This window comes from Nostoc mirabile CHAB5784, assembly GCF_020829645.1.
In the GTDB taxonomy this organism is placed as follows: Bacteria; Cyanobacteriota; Cyanobacteriia; order Cyanobacteriales; family Nostocaceae; genus Nostoc; species Nostoc mirabile.
On sequence record NZ_JAIVFS010000049.1, the window covers coordinates 42,649 to 59,992 of the forward strand.

At 42.5% G+C, this 17,344-nt stretch carries 13 protein-coding genes and 3 pseudogenes; 8 read left to right on the forward strand and 8 right to left on the reverse strand.

Annotated features, from left to right (window positions below):
• The first annotated feature begins 29 nt into the window (after positions 1-29).
• Together LC653_RS26035 and LC653_RS26040 are read left to right on the forward strand one after the other, a co-directional pair.
• A complete protein-coding gene (locus tag LC653_RS26035) occupies positions 30-2,378 on the forward strand; it encodes a putative PEP-binding protein (RefSeq protein WP_229497601.1) in 2,349 nt (782 codons plus the stop codon).
• 332 nt (positions 2,379-2,710) lie between these two features.
• Positions 2,711-3,991, forward strand: a pseudogene (locus LC653_RS26040) (RNA-guided endonuclease InsQ/TnpB family protein).
• Positions 3,992-4,067: 76 nt separating this feature from the next.
• Here the strand turns inward: LC653_RS26040 and LC653_RS26045 are convergent.
• The 6 genes from LC653_RS26045 to LC653_RS26070 form a co-directional block, all read right to left on the reverse strand.
• On the reverse strand, positions 4,068-5,237 hold the full coding sequence (locus LC653_RS26045) for a baeRF7 domain-containing protein (RefSeq protein WP_229497602.1): 1,170 nt from the start codon (positions 5,235-5,237) through the stop codon (positions 4,068-4,070).
• A 228-nt stretch (positions 5,238-5,465) separates the two neighbouring features.
• Positions 5,466-6,122 (reverse strand): DUF1361 domain-containing protein, encoded by a 657-nt coding sequence (locus LC653_RS26050; protein ID WP_229497603.1) that lies wholly within the window; start codon positions 6,120-6,122, stop codon positions 5,466-5,468.
• A 643-nt stretch (positions 6,123-6,765) separates the two neighbouring features.
• Complete coding sequence (locus LC653_RS26055; RefSeq protein WP_229497614.1) at positions 6,766-7,242, reverse strand: hypothetical protein; 477 nt, start codon at positions 7,240-7,242, stop codon at positions 6,766-6,768.
• Between the two features lie 349 nt (positions 7,243-7,591).
• Positions 7,592-8,356, reverse strand: coding sequence for an energy-coupling factor ABC transporter ATP-binding protein (locus tag LC653_RS26060; RefSeq protein WP_229497604.1), 765 nt, complete (start codon positions 8,354-8,356; stop codon positions 7,592-7,594).
• 29 nt (positions 8,357-8,385) lie between these two features.
• Entirely contained in the window at positions 8,386-9,039 is a 654-nt protein-coding gene (locus LC653_RS26065) for an energy-coupling factor transporter transmembrane component T family protein (protein ID WP_229497605.1), read from the reverse strand.
• Positions 9,032-9,955 (reverse strand): energy-coupling factor ABC transporter permease, encoded by a 924-nt coding sequence (locus tag LC653_RS26070; protein ID WP_229497606.1) that lies wholly within the window; start codon positions 9,953-9,955, stop codon positions 9,032-9,034. Before LC653_RS26070 ends, LC653_RS26065 begins: the two co-directional genes overlap by 8 nt.
• A 676-nt stretch (positions 9,956-10,631) precedes the next feature.
• Here LC653_RS26070 and LC653_RS26075 point away from each other — a divergent pair.
• Complete coding sequence (locus LC653_RS26075) at positions 10,632-11,876, forward strand: glycosyltransferase (protein ID WP_229497607.1); 1,245 nt, start codon at positions 10,632-10,634, stop codon at positions 11,874-11,876.
• A 102-nt stretch (positions 11,877-11,978) separates the two neighbouring features.
• Entirely contained in the window at positions 11,979-13,847 is a 1,869-nt protein-coding gene (locus LC653_RS26080; RefSeq protein ID WP_229497608.1) for a glycosyltransferase family 39 protein, read from the forward strand.
• A 106-nt stretch (positions 13,848-13,953) separates the two neighbouring features.
• Here LC653_RS26080 and recR read toward each other — a convergent pair whose 3' ends face one another.
• Together recR and LC653_RS26090 are read right to left on the reverse strand one after the other, a co-directional pair.
• Positions 13,954-14,511, reverse strand: a complete 558-nt coding sequence (recR, locus tag LC653_RS26085; protein ID WP_069073197.1) for a recombination mediator RecR — start codon at positions 14,509-14,511, stop codon at positions 13,954-13,956.
• 461 nt (positions 14,512-14,972) lie between these two features.
• The gene (locus tag LC653_RS26090) at positions 14,973-15,323 is read right to left on the reverse strand and encodes a histidine triad nucleotide-binding protein (protein WP_229497609.1); all 351 of its coding nucleotides are present in this window, start codon (positions 15,321-15,323) and stop codon (positions 14,973-14,975) included.
• 211 nt (positions 15,324-15,534) lie between these two features.
• On the opposite strand from LC653_RS26090, the pseudogene LC653_RS26095 reads away from it, so the two are divergent.
• The 4 genes and pseudogenes from LC653_RS26095 to LC653_RS26110 all read left to right on the forward strand — a co-directional run.
• Positions 15,535-15,852, forward strand: a pseudogene (locus LC653_RS26095) (Uma2 family endonuclease); the annotation flags it as partial.
• 171 nt (positions 15,853-16,023) lie between these two features.
• Positions 16,024-16,305 (forward strand): annotated as a pseudogene (locus LC653_RS26100) (Uma2 family endonuclease); the annotation flags it as partial.
• Between the two features lie 303 nt (positions 16,306-16,608).
• The gene (locus tag LC653_RS26105; RefSeq protein ID WP_229497610.1) at positions 16,609-16,824 is read left to right on the forward strand and encodes a hypothetical protein; all 216 of its coding nucleotides are present in this window, start codon (positions 16,609-16,611) and stop codon (positions 16,822-16,824) included.
• Positions 16,825-16,826: 2 nt separating this feature from the next.
• Positions 16,827-17,249 carry a PIN domain-containing protein gene (locus tag LC653_RS26110; protein WP_229497611.1) on the forward strand — a complete coding sequence of 141 codons (423 nt, stop codon included), beginning with the start codon at positions 16,827-16,829 and terminating at the stop codon, positions 17,247-17,249.
• Positions 17,250-17,344: the final 95 nt, after the last annotated feature.

Genomic DNA, 17,344 nt, shown 5'->3' on the forward strand with positions numbered 1-17,344 from the left:
GAATAGATTACTGACAACTAACAAATTGAGTGGACAAACTCTACTGGCTAGATCAAATTAAACTACAAGACCGCGCCAAAGTAGGTGACAAAGCGTTTTACTTGAGCAGAATCATGCAGCGTGGCTATCCGGTGGTGCCTGGTTTTGTCGTTTCGGCAGAAATTTTGCGAGAATTTCTCGAAAATCTCAATAGTTCAGAGTCATTAGTGGCTGACTTACCCCATTCTTCGTTACATCTAGATGTAGCTAATTGGCGCCAACTTCAGCAGGTAGCTGGTCGCTTGCGCCAAGAAATTCTCACTGCGACTGTGCCAGAGGATTGGGTGAGTACAATTTTCCAAGCAGCTAGAGAATGGCAAACTGGCTGTTTGATTCTTCGACCTACCTTAGCAGTATCAAATGCTACTCCAAGTATGAAGAATATATCTGGTTTGCTGGAGTCGGTGTTTTGCCAGTGCGAACCAGAAGCGATCGCTTTTGCCCTAAAGCTTACCTGGAGCCAGATATTTCGTGCCAGAAGTCTACTATATTGGCAGCACTCAGGAATTAACCTGCAACAAATCAGTTTAGCCGTTTTGGTTCAACCTGTTGAGAATGCGATCGCCAGTGGCTTGCTGAAAGCCAACTCCTCTGGATGGGAAATTGAAGCTACTTGGGGATTAGGAATTGCGATAGCTCTTGGCGAAGTCCAGCCAGATGTTTACTACATTCAACAGGCAACCGGGATTGTGCTTGAGCAACAGTTGGGCAATAAAATGCTCGCTTATGGTGTGGATGATGCAGCACCTGGAGCTTTTTCGCAACCCGTGCCCAAGTCAGCCCTAACACCAGATCACACTTGTCTAAGTACCTACCTCATTCAGGAAGCCCAACAAAAAGAGTACGCTTTACAAGAAGAATACTTACAACAAATAATTGCTCTGGGAACTCAACTGGTGAGTGAACTGGGTAAAAGCTTTACCATTAAATGGACTATCGCCGGGCAAAGTACATCTGGCAAGCTCTACATAACACAAGTTAGTTCTCCCCAATCTGTGATTAACCACAGACACTTCATCAGGGGAATAGGGGCGGCAGGAGGACGTGTTGTGGCGACTGCCCTAGTAATTATTAATCCGCAACACAAACCCGAACAATTACCCAAGGGAGCGATTTTAGTAATAACAGCGATCGCACCTGATTGGTTACCATTACTGCACCAAGTTGGTGGTATTATTACTGAACAAGGCGGATTAACCAGCCACGCTGCCATTCTTGCCAGAGAATTAGGTATCGCAGCAGTAGTTAACGCCACATCTGCTACAACCTTAATCCAAACTGGCGAACGACTGCTACTCGATGGCGACAGAGGAGAAGTTTATCGGATCACAGGAGAAGGGGAAAGTGGGAGAGCGGGAGAGATGGAGAAGAGGAAAGTGGCAGAAAATCCTCTCCATCCCCCTATTTCCCCATCCCATCCTGTTACTTCTCATCTACCTATGATTGCTACCCAACTGCTGGTTAACTTGAGTCAGTCCAGTTTAATAGAACAAGTACAAAGCTTCCCTGTGGATGGAGTGGGATTGTTGCGCTCAGAATTGATGGTACTAAATATATTGTCCGGGCAACATCCTAATAGTTGGATTTTAAGAGGGCAGCAAGCAGAATTGTTAGAGCTATGGTCTGAGCAGATTATCCAGTTTGCCCGTGCTTTTGCACCAAGACCAGTTTTTTATCGTTCTTTAGATTGGCCGCAGGATTTACCATCATTGAGTGATAATTTACAATCTTCAACACAATCGATGTTGGGTAAACGTGGGACTTTTAGCTATTTACGAAATCCCGCAGTCTTTGAGTTGGAACTGCAAGCTTTAGCGAGTGTCCAGCAAGCTGGTTACAGCAATGTAAATCTACTGTTGCCTTTTGTGCGGACTGTGGAAGAATTTGTCTTTTGCCGTCGTAAAGTTGAGCAAGCCCTTTTAACTGAGGTGTCACAGTTTCAATTGTGGATGATGGCAGAAGTGCCAAGCGTCCTATTTTTACTGCCAGAATATGTCAAAGCAGGTGCAGCCGGAATTTCTATTGGTACAAATGATCTGACCCAATTATTGCTCGGAGTGGATCGAGAGCAAGGACAGCTAGCAAAAGTATTTAATGAACGTCATCCGGCAGTTATGAGTGCGATCGCTCAACTGATCCAAATGGCTAAAAGTGCCGGTATATCTTGTTCAATCTGCGGTCAAGCACCAGCCCTCTATCCAGAAATCATCGATAAGTTAGTGGAATGGGGTATAACTTCCATTTCCGTTGAGCCGGAAGCAGTGGAGCGAACCTATCAGGCGATCGCTCGTGCTGAACAACGCTTAATTTTAGCAGCTGCACGACGAAAACTGCATTAGTTAGCTTGAAGCGGAAGAAGCCCCACACTGTACTCGAAGAGTCAGTGTTGGGATGAATTCCGGGCAATGAGGAATTGACCAACGAGAAAAAGTGAACGCAGTTCACTGAGTAATGTTGGTCGATGACGAATTGCCTATCTCTGGAGTTGGCAACGAGTCAATGAAGTCTTCAAGTATTTGAGTCATAGTTTTGTCTTTCCAGGCTGAGTACAGTCGCAACTTATTTAACCTACGCTCAGATATTCTTAAGTTCAATGTTTTATTTTTCATTAATGCCAGTACGATAACGTTACATTAATGTTATTATAGATTCAGCAAGGAGGTGATGACAAATGAGGACAGCATACCAGTACAAGCTACGACCGACAAAACAACAAGCCAGAGAAATAGATAGATGGCTATCTATGCTCTGCGCTCAATATAATTATTTATTAGCTGATAGGTTTGATTGGAATGAGCGCAATCGCTGTTCTATTGACGCTTGTCAAGAGTGTTTGCCATCTCCCAGAGTTGAAAGATAATCCTGATTATTACAGCCAAAAGAAAACACTACCTAACCTCAAAAAAACTCATCCCCATTATGGTGAAATTTACTCACAAGTTTTACAGGATATCGTCAAGAGAGTTAAAGTAACTTTTGACCGTTTTTTAAAGGGTGATAGTAACGGGAAACGTAGCGGTAGACCTAGATTTAAGGCTCGTGACCGTTACCGGACTTTTACTTATCCTCAAATAAAAGAGGGGTGCTTGCAAGGTAATTTAATTAATCTTCCGATGTTTGGAAAGGTTAAAGTTATTTTGCATCGTTCAATACCCACGGGCTTCAAAGTAAAGACAGCCTCCGTTACCAAAAAAACCGATGGTTACTATATAACTTTAAGCCTGGAAGATGCAACAGTTCCAACAATTAAGCCCGATTTCAATCCAGAGTCTATAACTGGGATTGATGTTGGTTTAAAGGAATTTTTAACAACTTCTGAAAATGAAATAGTTGCTATTCCTCAACATTATCGGAAGTCTCAAAAACGCTTACGAGTCATTCAAAAACGTGTTTCACGCAGAAAGAAAGGTAGTAAGCGTAGACAAAAAGCAGTTAAACAACTAGGTAGGCAACACAAAAAAGTTGCCGATAAACGTAAAGACTTTCATTTCAAGACGGCTAACAACTTGTTGAAAAAGTACGACGTTGTAGCAGTAGAAGATTTAAACGTAAAAGGACTCGCACGAACACGATTGGCTAAGTCTGTACTTGATGCTGGATGGTCAAGCTTTCTGTCGATACTGACAAACAAAGCCGAGAACGCTGGTCTGTTGGTTATCCAAGTTATTGCGTCTGGCACTAGTCAAGATTGCTCTAATTGTGGTGCGAAAGTTCCTAAAAAACTACACGAACGCTGGCATTCTTGTCAGTGTGGGTGCAGTCTAGACCGTGATCACAATGCGGCGATAATTATAAAAAATAGGGCGGTAGGGCATTCCGTTCTTAAAGCTCGTCGAGTATCCGAAGCAATAGCTGGATTTGGCGAGAAGCCCACACTGTAACGGTACTCCGTTCAGTGTGGGAGTATGTCACGAGTGATTCAATGATTCTAGGCGTAACAGCCATGTGTTGAAGTGGGAGCATCATTTTGATTTTGCAAATAAAAAATTTGGAAAACCTTACAAATTTATACAACACCATCAAAATGTTCAATATCGGTAAATCGCCGCAACGGCTGTGCTATATGGAATCTGTTCAAAGGGAACAGCGTAAACCGTGCCACCGTTTAATAAAGTATGAGCAGCAACAAAATCCAATAAATCCTCATCACCAGTTTCTTTTTCTGGGTGCAAATAAACCGTTTCTGAGGTTGGATCGAATAAACCCCACTGTTGCTGACCAACTGCAACTAGTAATGAATCCACTCGTTGGTAATAAGCTGCTGAGACAATTTCTTGGAGGTTGTTAGATGCTTTACCAGTATCACCACCAAACAATTCGTGAAATTGCTCCAAAACTGCTTGCTGTGACTTTTGGAAATCAGCCTCAACAATCGGCCAAGCTTGGTTATGTAACTCTTGGGCGCTGAGAATTTCTGGATTACCAGTGATAGCTTCATCCATTAAATGCTGGTAAGTATTTGCTTGTCTATATAAAGGCAAGAGATATTCTACCCCAGCCAGCACCAAAGGCGCTTTTTGCAAATTCAGTTTCTCGTGTAATCCGCGATCGACAATTTGAAAGAATTGTATAATGTCTTCTTGGTGTTTATCCCTGTCAGGGCTTCCCTGTCCGTGAAACGTACCTGGCTGTGAAAAAGAATTGGCGGTTCCTCCTTTTGATGTTCCGATGCGAAACTGACCTTCTTTAGCAGTATCGTCTCTTTGCAGAGCTTCATCTAGACTTTTAGGGAGATTTTCTACTTCTACCTCTTTGACGCTGTAGCGTGTTCCTTCAAAGAACCTGACATCTTGTTGGCTCAAAGCCAGTATATAAAAACGACCATTGCCATTTAAAATTGGTAGCAGTGGCTTGATGTGAAATCGGTCTGTAACTACGACCAACTCTTGAAAATCAATTGGCAGGGTATAATAGCGAAAAATATTTCCAGAAATAAAAATCGCCAGCCCTTGTCCTATTTGCTCCCAAAACTCTTGGGTATCAATTTCCTGGGATTTTTCCAACAATGCGATCGCATCTTCCTGTTTCAAACCCGCATCAATTAAACGAGTCTCTGCTTCCCTGACCAAATTTTTAAAGCGAATTGGGTTTTGTCGCACTTCTGGCCCGGCTGGGTGCGTTGGCATATAAATGGAAACACAATTTCCTTTTGGCTGTTCTATTAATGTCTTTATTTCCTCTCTAGAGATTAATTGCATATTATATTCCTCCTATCAACGTGACCAAATACATCAGAGCAGACCATCGATATTCAATGATCTGATAGGACGTTATTCTCAGATGGTGGCGGTTGAAGTCCAACCGTTTGCTTCTGAATTTATTTCACCTCAAGGAGGGTTTAGTTGCATCTTTCTTTTGATAGGCAATATTCATCAAGGGAATTACTAATTAAAACCCAACTTTAAAAGCCAAAATCGCCACAAGCATCAAATATTTGGCGTGTTAGAGTTTGCGCGTCCTGAGTTTACGCCTATTTTACTATCTCGTTGGCTAAGACCTAAAGTTACTCGTTTCATAATCCAGTACAAACCTGCAAGTACCACAAAGGTGATAGCAATAATTACTAGGGGTTGTTTCCCTAGAATTTCTTCTACCCCTTTGGTAAGCAAGGCATCGGGTTGAGTAATCAAATCCCAACTGTTAAAACGCAAAAATCGTCCCCAATAGACACCAATAGCGCACAGAAAATGGGTAATTAACTCAACGCGCCAAATCCATTGGCTCTTACCGATGCGATGTAAGTAGTAACCCCAATTAATTAACGATATTACATAAGCTTCAAATCCACCGATAATTACTAGCAAATACACAGGAATGAGTACTAAAGTAATCATCCACACCGATTGAATCGTGCGGATATCGTCTATCAGGTGAATTACATCAGTCAACAAATATGGTGCATTCGGTAAGAAAGCATAGAAAACTAAGAATCCTAGCCACCAAAGCCAAGAGCCACCACGCCTAAAGCGAAATAGCCACACACTCAAAGCTAAAGGTATAAAAGCCAGAAATAAATTCCAAGTCATCCAACTCATATTAATTCGTAAGACCTGCACAACTCTGGCTATCAATTCTTCTTTCATAGGTGCTAACTCAGAAGACGTTTGATTGATCTAGATTCACTCTGTAGTGTTAGTGTTAACCTTAGTGATTGACTGATAAAATTTTTGTACCCCCAAGGAAATTTATTTACTCCAAGACCAAACAAGGCTTTTGTGTCACTTAAAAGGAAATGCACACTTATATGTCTGAAATTTAGAGTTTTATGTCTTTCATACTGGGGGATAAATTTATCAATCAGCTGAAATCACTAGTATAGCCAGAAAATCATCAGGGTAAAATCTACCACACAAAGAAAGTCTGAGCGGCAAAAATGCTGCTGAATACCTTTTTGTAGACTTTTTTTATGGGAATGTTGCTCCTGTCCTAGCTATTATATTGATTTCATTTTGCCCTGCTAGAGTTCCAGAAGCATCCTAAAGTTTTTGCCAAGAGGACTAGAATAATGGTGCAATCCCTTGAAAACTAACGATGTTAATTGAAGAAGGCAGGAGGCAGGATAGCGCAGCGGTAGCGAGTCCGCGAGCGTCGGCAGGAGGCTGAGGAAAGTGATGGAGAATTAGACCCAGCCAGATGTGTATGTTGTAGGTGTTGAGGAAGCGCCACCATCAACTATCGTTGCGAAAGTGGGGAAGATGAGGAGAATAACCGATGCGCCAAATTAGATTATTCTGGCTGGCTACAGTATTTATTCATCTGATTGACTAACGTATCCGACTGCTTGCCAAGTGTTGTAGCTGTTGTCAGTGCTGAATCAATCTCATCTCTCGCCTTTTGGATTTTTTCTCTACCAGATGCTGAGGCATCTGCTGTTTTGGTCGCACCAAGCGCCTTACCTGCAATGGCTACCGCTTGACTAAGATTTTGAAAAATCTTGACAAAACCGCTTTGAAATTCTTTCAGCTTAGGATCTTTTAAATTCAGTTCCTTAATCGATTTAGTCACAAATTCTAAATCTTTAGATAACTGTACGCTGGTGATCACTTGCGTTGCTTTATTTTTATCAATCAGAGAAGTTCCGGCATTCACAACTCGAATCAGTCGCTGGCACTGGGAGACTTTATTTTCGCTGCAACTAGTAATGAATAAAGCAATGCTTAGGCTAACACAAGCAAGAACAGTATATTTATGTGAAACAGCCATTAACACCCCAACAAAAAAACCGAGAATATAGTATCCAATATTACGAATAAATAAGGTAACTAAGGTAGGGGGCATTGGGCGGGCAGGAGTTAGAAAAGTCGGTTCATCCACCTTTGATACTCGTTAATGAGCCTTTGAACTGGATGAATCCACCTTTGATACTCGTTAATGAGTCTTTGAACTGGATGAATCCACCTTTGATACTCGTTAATGAGTCTTTGAACTGGATGAATCCACCTTTGATACTCGTTAATGAGTCTTTGAACTGGATGAATCCACCTTTGATACTCGTTAATGAGTCTTTTTGAACTCCATCCCTCTGCTCACTGCTCCCCATTCTCATCTGGAATTACCAACCGATCGGCAAACCCAACTGGTCTAAAGTAGCACCATCTTGCAAAAGTGGCTGAATATTGCTATCTATTTGAATGCGACCATTAGATAGTACTAAAGCGCGTTGAGTAACTCTGCCTAACCAATGTAGGTCATGAGAAGCAATTAACATCACCTGCACGGGTAACTTTAACAACACTTGCGCTAAATGTCGCCGCCATGCTGGATCAAGACCGTTAGTCGGCTCATCCAAAATTAAAATTGTCGGGTCTAGGGCTAAAATTGAGGCTAGGGCGGCCAGGCGTCTTTGTCCACCAGAGAGTTCGTGGGCGGAACGATTGGCGTAGGCTTCGAGTCCAAAATCACCTAATAACTGCCGGGCGCGATCGCAAGCTTTAGCTGGTGACATTCCATAGTTGCGTGGCCCAAAGGTGATATCTTCCAAGATGGTGGGCATAAATAGTTGGTCGTTGGCGTCTTGGAAGCTAAAGCCGATTTGACGGCGTACTTGGGCTAGAGTTTTTGGTTCTACCGGGATGCCATTAATCGTAATTTTCCCAGTTTGCGGTTGTTTTAAGCCGATTAGGTTCTCCAGCAAGGTGCTTTTTCCAGAACCAGTTGCTCCCATCAATGCCACGCGATCGCCCGGATTTAACGTAAAAGAAATTTCTTGCAATACTGGCTCTTGGCGGGAATAGGCATACACCAGGTTCTCAACCTCAACTACGGCTGCGTGGGGGTTATGGGTTGGTGATTGGGGATTAGAAGTTAAAGATTTCAAGATTCACAAACTCAATATTCACAACTGCACTAAATTCTGTAAGAAGTAAGAGTTACACAAGCAGCGATCGCCCAAGCTGCTAGTATGGCAAAACGCTCTTTTGGTCTGAGAGTAGAATCTATGGGCAATTGCCCGTTGTAACCACGAGTTACCATTGCTGCATAGACTCGCTCTGCCCTGTCTAGACTACGGAGATACAAGGCTCCAATCATGGCAGCACTGGCGTAGCGCAGCCATGCCGCAGTTCCATTCAAACCGCGTAATTGAGCGCTGCGTTGCATCCTCGTCACTTCTGAGAGCAAGATTTCCATATATTGCCCTGCTAGTAACAAATTTTCTTTTAAAGGTGCTGGTACAGGTAAACCTTTAAGGGCGATACCGAAACTGTGGGGCGGTAAGGTTAACAAAAAACTATTCATAGTAACCAAACAAATCAGAGAACGAACTAGCAAAAAACTGGCTCGTTCCCATCCCAAGGGCAATGCCAGCAATGACAAAAAAATCAATTCTGTACCGAGTAATCCTCCCAAGCGGCGAATGGGTACGCGCAACAGCCAAGCCCACAAAAGTGCGATCGCGCCATATACACCTAAGCAATACCAAGCATGATGGTTTAATAAAGCTGCTCCCACTACAATCACTAGTGACAACTGCAAACGTAACGGTAAGGAAAGTTTAAGCATTCTTCGCTTTCACTACCTTGGCAATTCCAAAAGCAACAGCAAAGCAAACGGTAGCTCCTACAAGCCCAGCGATACTCGTGCCAATTGGCCCTAAACCCTCAATACCATAGTCAGCTAAGGGAGTCGGCACAATTACCCGTACTTTCTCGGCTAAGTCGATGAAGCCCGTGTTTTCGGCAACTTTCTCCAAACCATCAGGCCATGCTGAGGCAAAGAGTGACAGTACTCCTGCAATCAAGAAAATGGTCACAATGGGTACAGACCAACCGCGAAACTCCTGCTGTTCCCCTGGTAATAAATCTGGTCGGGCTGTGGCTAAATAAGTCAGCACACCCCCAGTAATTATCCCTTCGCCAATGCCAATCAGAATATGCACACCAGTCATAGCTGGTAAAACTATGGCTACGGGTGCAGTTCCTGAAAGGGCTAACTCAATGGCACAAGCAATAGCAGCTACCACTACACTTACGCCAGCTGCAATGCCAGCAGCCAAAGGTAAGCGCCCTGTAGATCCCCCAAACAGTCGCTGCAAAGTTTGGGTTAAAACCCAGCCAACCCAAACACCAACTACTCCCATGTTCAAAATATTCGCTCCCAAGGCTGTAATACCACCATCAGCAAACAGCACAGCTTGAATAATTAAAACTGTGGCGATACACAACGCTCCTGCCCAAGGGCTGCCCAAAACGATCGCAGCTAAGGTTCCCCCCAACAAGTGACCACTAGTACCCCCTGCTACCGGAAAATTGATCATCTGGGCGGCAAAGATAAAGGCGGTGGTTAGCCCCAGTATGGGCGCACGACGGATACCAAAAGCCTCTTGCGATCGCTCGAAGGCAATAAAGAGTGCTGCTACACTCGCTAAACCAGTAGCCCCTGCCACTGGAAGAGAAACAAATCCATCAGGAATATGCATGATCTACCCTGTACAATAGAGGTTTATTTACTCAATACAAGCAATAAAACAAAAGCATTAAATTAATAACAAACAAAATTATCACCTTTTTTGCAATGCCCTCTTGGGGGATTTTATGCTGTGACTTTCGAGATATTTACTATCCAATGGCTGCTAAATAGTATACTTATTTCCTATTTTATTAATTTAAGATTTTGTGAACCAGTACTTAGTAAGTAAGTGCAAATAATTAGAAGCTCGTGTAGTTAGCCTAACGCGCCGAAAACCTTAAATGCTGCGTTACAGTCTCCGTAACCCACCTTACAGCTACTATTTTCTCACGAATGATTTCGGATTGGTAAATTAGACCTACTAATACTAAAAAGTCTTCACTTAGTCTGGATAAACTGTATATTTGCTGACGTAGATAACTTAATCGTACAGTATTGATTGTTTGTATAAAAATATATAATTAATAACATTATACCATAAATTTAAGTGGCTAAATGTAAAGTTTAGATTAAATTGAGAAAAATATTTTGAATTGAGGCGCGTAAATTACTAAACTTTTCAAAATAGCTAACTCTAAAAAAAGTATTCATCAAATTTTGACGTAAGCGTTCAGTCAATCAAGCCAGCAGATGTTCGGCTTTGTTTCTCTCGATTTTTACACATCCTCGTTCTGTAATGTGAAATTATGAAGACAAACTCATCCCACTCGCTGTTAACAGTACCAACTGGGCCACTAAAAATTTTAGAGTTGCCCCCTAACAGTGTGGGTATAAGTAGTGAATCTATCCATCTTTCCCTAGTAATTCCTACTTATAAAGAACGTGACAACATCAAGAATGTGGTCAGCATATTGAGTCAGTTACTGGATGAATCTATTCCAGGAAACTATGAATTGATTGTGGTAGACGATGATAGCCCAGACCGAACTTGGGAAATAGCACAATCCTTGCTCACAGAATATCCGCAGTTGCGGGTGATGCGACGCCAACAGGAACGGGGGCTATCCTCAGCAGTGATTCGTGGGTGGCAAGCAGCTACCGGGAGTGTGTTGGGGGTGATTGATGGAGATTTGCAGCATCCACCAGAGGTGCTGACGCAACTGTTGCGTAGTGTTGATCAGGGAGCAGATTTGGCAGTAGCAAGTCGCCATGTGGACGGAGGCGGTGTCAGTAGCTGGAGTGTTGTCAGGCGTGTGTTGTCTCGTGGCGCTCAGATGTTAGGCTTGGTGATTTTGCCGGGGGTGCTAGGCAGAGTTTCCGACCCCATGAGTGGTTATTTTATGGTACGCCGGAGTGCGATCGCAAATGCAACACTTAATCCAGTAGGATATAAAATTCTCCTAGAAGTAATCGGGCGGGGAAAAGTAGACCAAGTTGCCGAAGTTGGGTATGTATTCTGCGAACGCAAAGAGGGTGAGAGTAAGGTGACATGGAAGCAATATATAGATTACATCCACCACTTGGTACGGTTGCGGTTCTCCACAGGACAGGTAGGACAATTGAGTAGAAAAGTCAATTTCCCAGTTCGTCGATTCCTGCGCTTTGGGTTGGTTGGCTTTAGTGGGGTATTTGTAGATATGGCAGTGCTTTACTTGCTCAGTGATCCGACTACCTTGGCTTGGCCAGTGACGCCCAGCAAAATTATTGCTGGTGAAATTGCAATTTTAAATAATTTCTTCTGGAATGACGCTTGGACATTTGCGGATGTCAGCGCCAGACAGCAACAATGGCAGCAACGCCTGAAGCGGTTTGTGAAATTCAACGCCATTTGTCTTGCTGGACTGGTATTGAATGTACTGATATTAAATTTGGTATTAAATTTTGTTATTCCTAACCGTTATATTGCGAACTTTATAGCGATCGCAGTCGTTACCATCTGGAATTTCTGGATTAATTTGAAACTTAGCTGGCGCGTCACTGATGTGAAATAATCACAACGAGGGATTTGAGATTTTGATTTTTGTTCTTAGACTTTAGAACGAACTCAAATCTAAAACGTCAAATCTACAAATCCATTCGTGTGAGGCCCGGCAATGAGAGTTTTTTTCCAAGGTGCATTTTATTTTTACAGAAAAATTATCTCGTTGCTAGCTGTCTATGCTTCCCGTTTTGTGCCCATAGTAGATGCAAGTTCTACCTCACAACCCAAGCATTGGGATAATTGGCAGGTTCGCCTCCCTCCTTCCTGGCTTCACCCTTTGCTGAACTTAATGTGGTTGATCATTGGCATCAGTTTGCGCCTAACCAACTTGACTGCAAAGCCTCCTTGGACTGATGAGTTTGCCACCTTGGTGTTTAGCTTGGGGAATACTTTTTTATCAGTACCGCTAGATCAAGCGATCGCACCTGATATCCTATTACAACCACTGCAACCAAACCCGGCGGCTAGTATTGGTGATGTGGTTCATAACTTAGCTACACAAGATAGCCATCCACCACTGTATTTTGTGCTGGCTTACCTGTGGATGAAATTATTTTCTAGCGACGGAGGATTAGTATCGCTGTTTGCAGCGCGATCGCTACCAGCTATAATCGGTGCTGCCTCAATACCGTGTTTTTACGTATTAGGTAGAGTAGCGTTTCGCTCTAACTTGGTGGGGCACTTGACTGCTGCCATGATGGCAGTATCACCCTATGGCGTATTTTTAGCACAAGAAGCGCGTCATTACACTTTGGCAATCTTATGGGTAACTGGTTCCCTCACCTGCTTAGTAATTGCCACACGTCATATTCAAAACCGTACACCTTTACCTATATGGGTAACACTTTTATGGATAGGAATTAATGGTTTAGGTATTGCTTCTCATTATTTCTTTACCCTCACCCTCTGCACAGAAGCTGTAGTTTTGATTTTTCTTGGTTGGCTTCAATTGCAAACTAGCAGCAAATTTTCTCTTTTCTTCTCTCCTCCCTGGCGGCGCATCTATGCCGTTGCTATAGGTACTTGTGTGGCGGGTTTAATTTGGATACCAATCTTGTTAGAGAATAGAAATCGTGATAATTTGACCGAGTGGATTCGAGGTTCGCGCGTTGGGCTAGATTGGTTAAGCCCAATTTTTCAAGCTTTAGGAACATTGATTGCAATGATTTCCTTGTTACCAGTTGAATCTTCACAGCTATTGGTTGTGATTCCTTCTGGAGTGGTGATGCTGACTTTCTTTATTTGGGCAGTACCAATTTTGCTGCGTGGGATCAAGATTCAACTACAGCACCCAGAAAACCGGATTATGATTCAGGTGTTTATGGGAATAGTGATCAGTGCGATCGCTTTATTCTTTATGTTTACGTACTTTTTGGGTATTGACCTGACTAGGGGTGCTAGATATAACTTTGTTTACTTTCCCGCGATCATTGTTTTACTAGGCGCAAGTCTCGCAGTTTGTTGGAATCCCCCCAAGGAATTGATGGAAAGAGAACAAGGGAAAAATGGCATAAAAAGCATAGGTAAATGGGGAATAAACGGTAAAAAAGCCGTGATGTTAATTTGGCTAATGGGATTTTTCAGTGCAGTTACAGTAATCTGCAATCTCGGCTATCAAAAATATTATCGCCCTGACCTGTTTGTGCAACTAATTCAACAAACATCCCCAGTACCAGTACTGATTGCCACCACCCACAAAACTTATGTACACACTGGGGAAATGATGGGAGTTGCTAGGGAGATTAAACTTGCAAATTCACTCCAAAAACCTCTATTTCTCCTTGCCCATCAAGACAAAAACCCGAATACTTCCACCATTGCTCTGGAAAATACTTTAAAGAAATTACTACGACCTTTTGACTTGTGGCTGGTAAACTTTCACGCACCCGTAGCAGAAGCCGCCAAAACATGCGTTATCTCTGATACTCAATCAATGCCTAGCATAGATGGCTACGAATATAAACTTTATCATTGTCAATAAGCTGGGGAGTGGGGACTTGTACTGAGCGAAGCCGAAGTAGTGGGGATGCTAACAGTGCATGGGAGTGGAGAAGGCTTAAATCTAAAATTTATAACCTTAATTAAGCCTAATCTAACTCTCTGCGTCCTTCCAATGCCCTTGCCAGGGTCACTTCGTCGGCGTACTCCAAATCACCACCTACAGGCAAACCAAAGGCAATCCGCGTCACCTTGGTAAATGGTTTCAGTAGCTGACCGATATACAGGGTTGTTGTCTCCCCTTCTACACTCGGACTAATTGCCAGAATAACTTCTTGAGGTTTTTGCTGATTCACCCGGCGCTGCAAAGCCAGTATAGTCAACTGTTCTGGGCCAATTCCATCAATTGGCGAAATCACCCCACCCAAAACGTGATATTTCCCTTTGTATTCGCGGGTTTTTTCTAGCGCAATCACATCACGAGGATCTGCTACGACACAAATAGTATTATTGTCACGGTTGGCATTGCGGCAAATTTCACAAACAGGTTCAGCAGATAAGTGAAAGCAAACAGAACACAAGCCTATCTGTTTTTTTGCCTCAATCAGCGCTTGTGCCAAAGCTTCTACTTCTGCTTCTGGTCGCTTCAAAATATGCAAAGCCAGTCGTTGGGCAGATTTGGGGCCAACTCCCGGTAGGCGTTGCAATTGCTCAATTAACCGTGCTAAAGGGCGTGCGTAAACCGTTGTCTTATCTCCAGAATGTTTTTACCTTAACTATGATGACATTCCTACAGAATTTTGGAAGGAAGCGTTTTTGATTTAGTGATGAATCGCGTCTATAGACACAATTCATCCGGTTTTATGGTTTTACAGCAGATTTCAAGTTGATGAAGTACACAATATAGGTCTCAAAGTTAGGTAGAAAGCCTGTTTTCCTTCTGACTTCTGACTCCTGAATTCTAAATTCTGCTTAGGACTTACGCACAGGTAACGGAAAATCGAACCACTCCAGACACAGAGAAGCCAGTGCGCCCTTGCGGTTAAGAGACTTGTTCGCGCAGCGTCTCCCCGAATCCCAAAGGGAGAGGCTAACGCCAAGGGAGAAGCAACTGGCGCGACACGGAGAAATAAGAGTTTGAGAGGTATTTTGCGTAAGTTCTGCTGTATCAACCAGGCGGCCAGTTCAACTGCCGTCCTCCTAAAATATGCAGATGTAAGTGGTAGACTGTCTGCCCACCATCATCACCGGTGTTGATGACAACTCGATAACCGTTTTCTAGTCCAGCTTCTTTTGCAACACGTTTGGCGGTTAACAAAAGATGCCCCAACAAAGCATGATCTTGAGATTCAGCATCAGCTAGTGTGGGAATGGGTTTTTTGGGAATGACGAGGATGTGAACTGGGGCTTGGGGATGGATGTCTTTGAATGCTAAGGCTAAATCATCCTCATAAACAATATCAACGGGAATTTCCCGGCGAATGATTTTGCTGAAAATCGTTTCTGTAGTTTCACTCATACCAATCTACCTAATCATCTGCTAGAGATTTTAAAGGTTTACTGTAGCGACTAGATCATTCACACAAAAAACTTTTGCAAGAGTTCTTATCATTAGAAGTGCATAGAAGCAAAGCGGTGATGGGGTTGCAGTCTTCTCTTAAAGGGAGACGCTAAGAGCGATCGCGGTTAACTTATAATCAAAATAACTTGCCTTTAAGAGATTGACTTTCATGACATATATCTCCCCAAAAACCCTCACATTTGAAAATTTTCTTTCCCAATACCGAGATAATCCCCGCTATGAATTAGCAGACGGAGAACTAATTGATATGGAACCCACTGGCCCACACGAAACGGTAAGTGGCAAACTTGCAACCCAAGTTGGGATCTACCTTGTTGCAGAACAACTCCCCTGGTTTATTCTTCGCACTTGTTTAATTTATCCCTTTGCAGATACAGCTACAGCTCGTCGTCCTGATGTTGTAGTTCTTGATGAAACCGTTCTTGACTGTGAACCACAATGTGAGCGAGAACCCGTAATTACAGCTGACTTTTCACGGGAAGTCCTCAAGCCCCAAAAAAACGTGACTTTTTCCACAGGCTAATTCTCAATAGCTTTAAGTTAATGAAAATAGCTAACGAAAAAATCAGGGCTTGGAAAACCCTCAAAATGGGCTTTTCCACATACCGTGAAAAGTCAGGTAATTACAGTGGGACGCTCAATTAAATTGGTGGTGGAAGTCGTTAGCACCAACTGGGAAACCGACTATGCACGGAAAGTTGAAGAATATGCACTTTTAGGCATTCCTGAATATTGGATTGTAGATTATCGAGGATTGGGCGGTGTAGCATTTATTGGTAAACCTAAACAACCTACATTCACTATTTGTCAATTAGTTGAAAACACCTATATTCAACAACAATACCGACTAAATCAAGCAATTAATTCGCCGCTTTTCCCTGGCTTGCAACTTCGCTTAGATGATATTCTGCCTCGTTAAATGCATGAGAAAGTTGAGGTGCGATCGCATGAAGCAAGAGTATGATTATTAAGGGTGTGTTGCCTGCTTTAACCCTATCACCAGCAGTGCGTAGACGTAAAGCGGCGAATCAAAAGAAATCGCTTATATGAGAGTTATATAGCAATTTTGGCAGCGAGAAGCCGTAATAATGCCCTTGACGATCGCCTTGATTAGGAAATGAAATAACCTGTAGAAATGCAATTCAGATTTTGGGAAACCCGATCAGAGAACTGGGCAATAGAGCTAAAATTGATTTATATAGCTAGATAAGAGAATTTAAAGATGTTGAATGCGGTAGAGTTTCAAGCAAAAATTCAAAATGGGTTAATTCAGATTCCTGATGAGTACAAACAAGAATTTGGAGAAGGAGATGATATTAAAGTAATTATTTTGGTGAAGAAAAAATCATTTTCAAAAAAAGACATAATTGATGAGTTGACTGAAAATCCCGTTCAAGTGAATGGTGTACTCAGCCGTGAAGAAATTTACAGTCTCTAGTTATGGCTGATAATAGATATTTTATTGATACAAATGTTTGGCTCTATCGTTTATTTGATGACAAAAAGATAGAAGTGGCAGAAAGAGACAGAAAACGTAATATTGCTATTTCAATTACGTCAAATGAAGGAATAATTATCAGTACGCAGGTTGTGAATGAGGTTTGTGCTAATTTGCTGAAAAAAGCAGCTTTTAACGAAGAGCAAATCAAAGCTGTGATTCAGTCGCTTTACCGTCGCTGTACTGTGGTAGAGTTCAATTTGAATATTTTTGAATCTGCATCGGATATCCGCAGTCGATATAATTTCTCTTTTTGGGATGGTTTAATTGTTGCTTGTGCGCTGTCGGCAAGAGCAAGTATTCTTTATTCTGAAGATATGCAGGATGGGTTAATACTGGAGTTTAGACTAAGCTATACAAAATGACCCAGCAGGGCTGAGTTAATCAGAGACTTAGCAAAAGTATGAATAATCTAAGGTATTAAACAGCAACAGATGCTTCTTTACGTGGTGGAGTTACT

Bases quoted from the DNA above. Each gene is read 5' to 3' on its own strand.
- LC653_RS26055 (WP_229497614.1), bottom strand. From the start codon at position 7,242: ATGGCTGTTTCACATAAATATACTGTTCTTGCTTGTGTTAGCCTAAGC.
- LC653_RS26105 (WP_229497610.1), top strand. From the start codon at position 16,609: ATGTTGAATGCGGTAGAGTTTCAAGCAAAAATTCAAAATGGGTTAATT.
- LC653_RS26110 (WP_229497611.1), top strand. From the start codon at position 16,827: ATGGCTGATAATAGATATTTTATTGATACAAATGTTTGGCTCTATCGT.
- LC653_RS26090 (WP_229497609.1), bottom strand. From the start codon at position 15,323: ATGAGTGAAACTACAGAAACGATTTTCAGCAAAATCATTCGCCGGGAA.
- LC653_RS26080 (WP_229497608.1), top strand. From the start codon at position 11,979: ATGAGAGTTTTTTTCCAAGGTGCATTTTATTTTTACAGAAAAATTATC.
- LC653_RS26065 (WP_229497605.1), bottom strand. From the start codon at position 9,039: ATGCTTAAACTTTCCTTACCGTTACGTTTGCAGTTGTCACTAGTGATT.
- LC653_RS26070 (WP_229497606.1), bottom strand. From the start codon at position 9,955: ATGCATATTCCTGATGGATTTGTTTCTCTTCCAGTGGCAGGGGCTACT.
- LC653_RS26050 (WP_229497603.1), bottom strand. From the start codon at position 6,122: ATGAAAGAAGAATTGATAGCCAGAGTTGTGCAGGTCTTACGAATTAAT.
- LC653_RS26075 (WP_229497607.1), top strand. From the start codon at position 10,632: ATGAAGACAAACTCATCCCACTCGCTGTTAACAGTACCAACTGGGCCA.
- LC653_RS26045 (WP_229497602.1), bottom strand. From the start codon at position 5,237: ATGCAATTAATCTCTAGAGAGGAAATAAAGACATTAATAGAACAGCCA.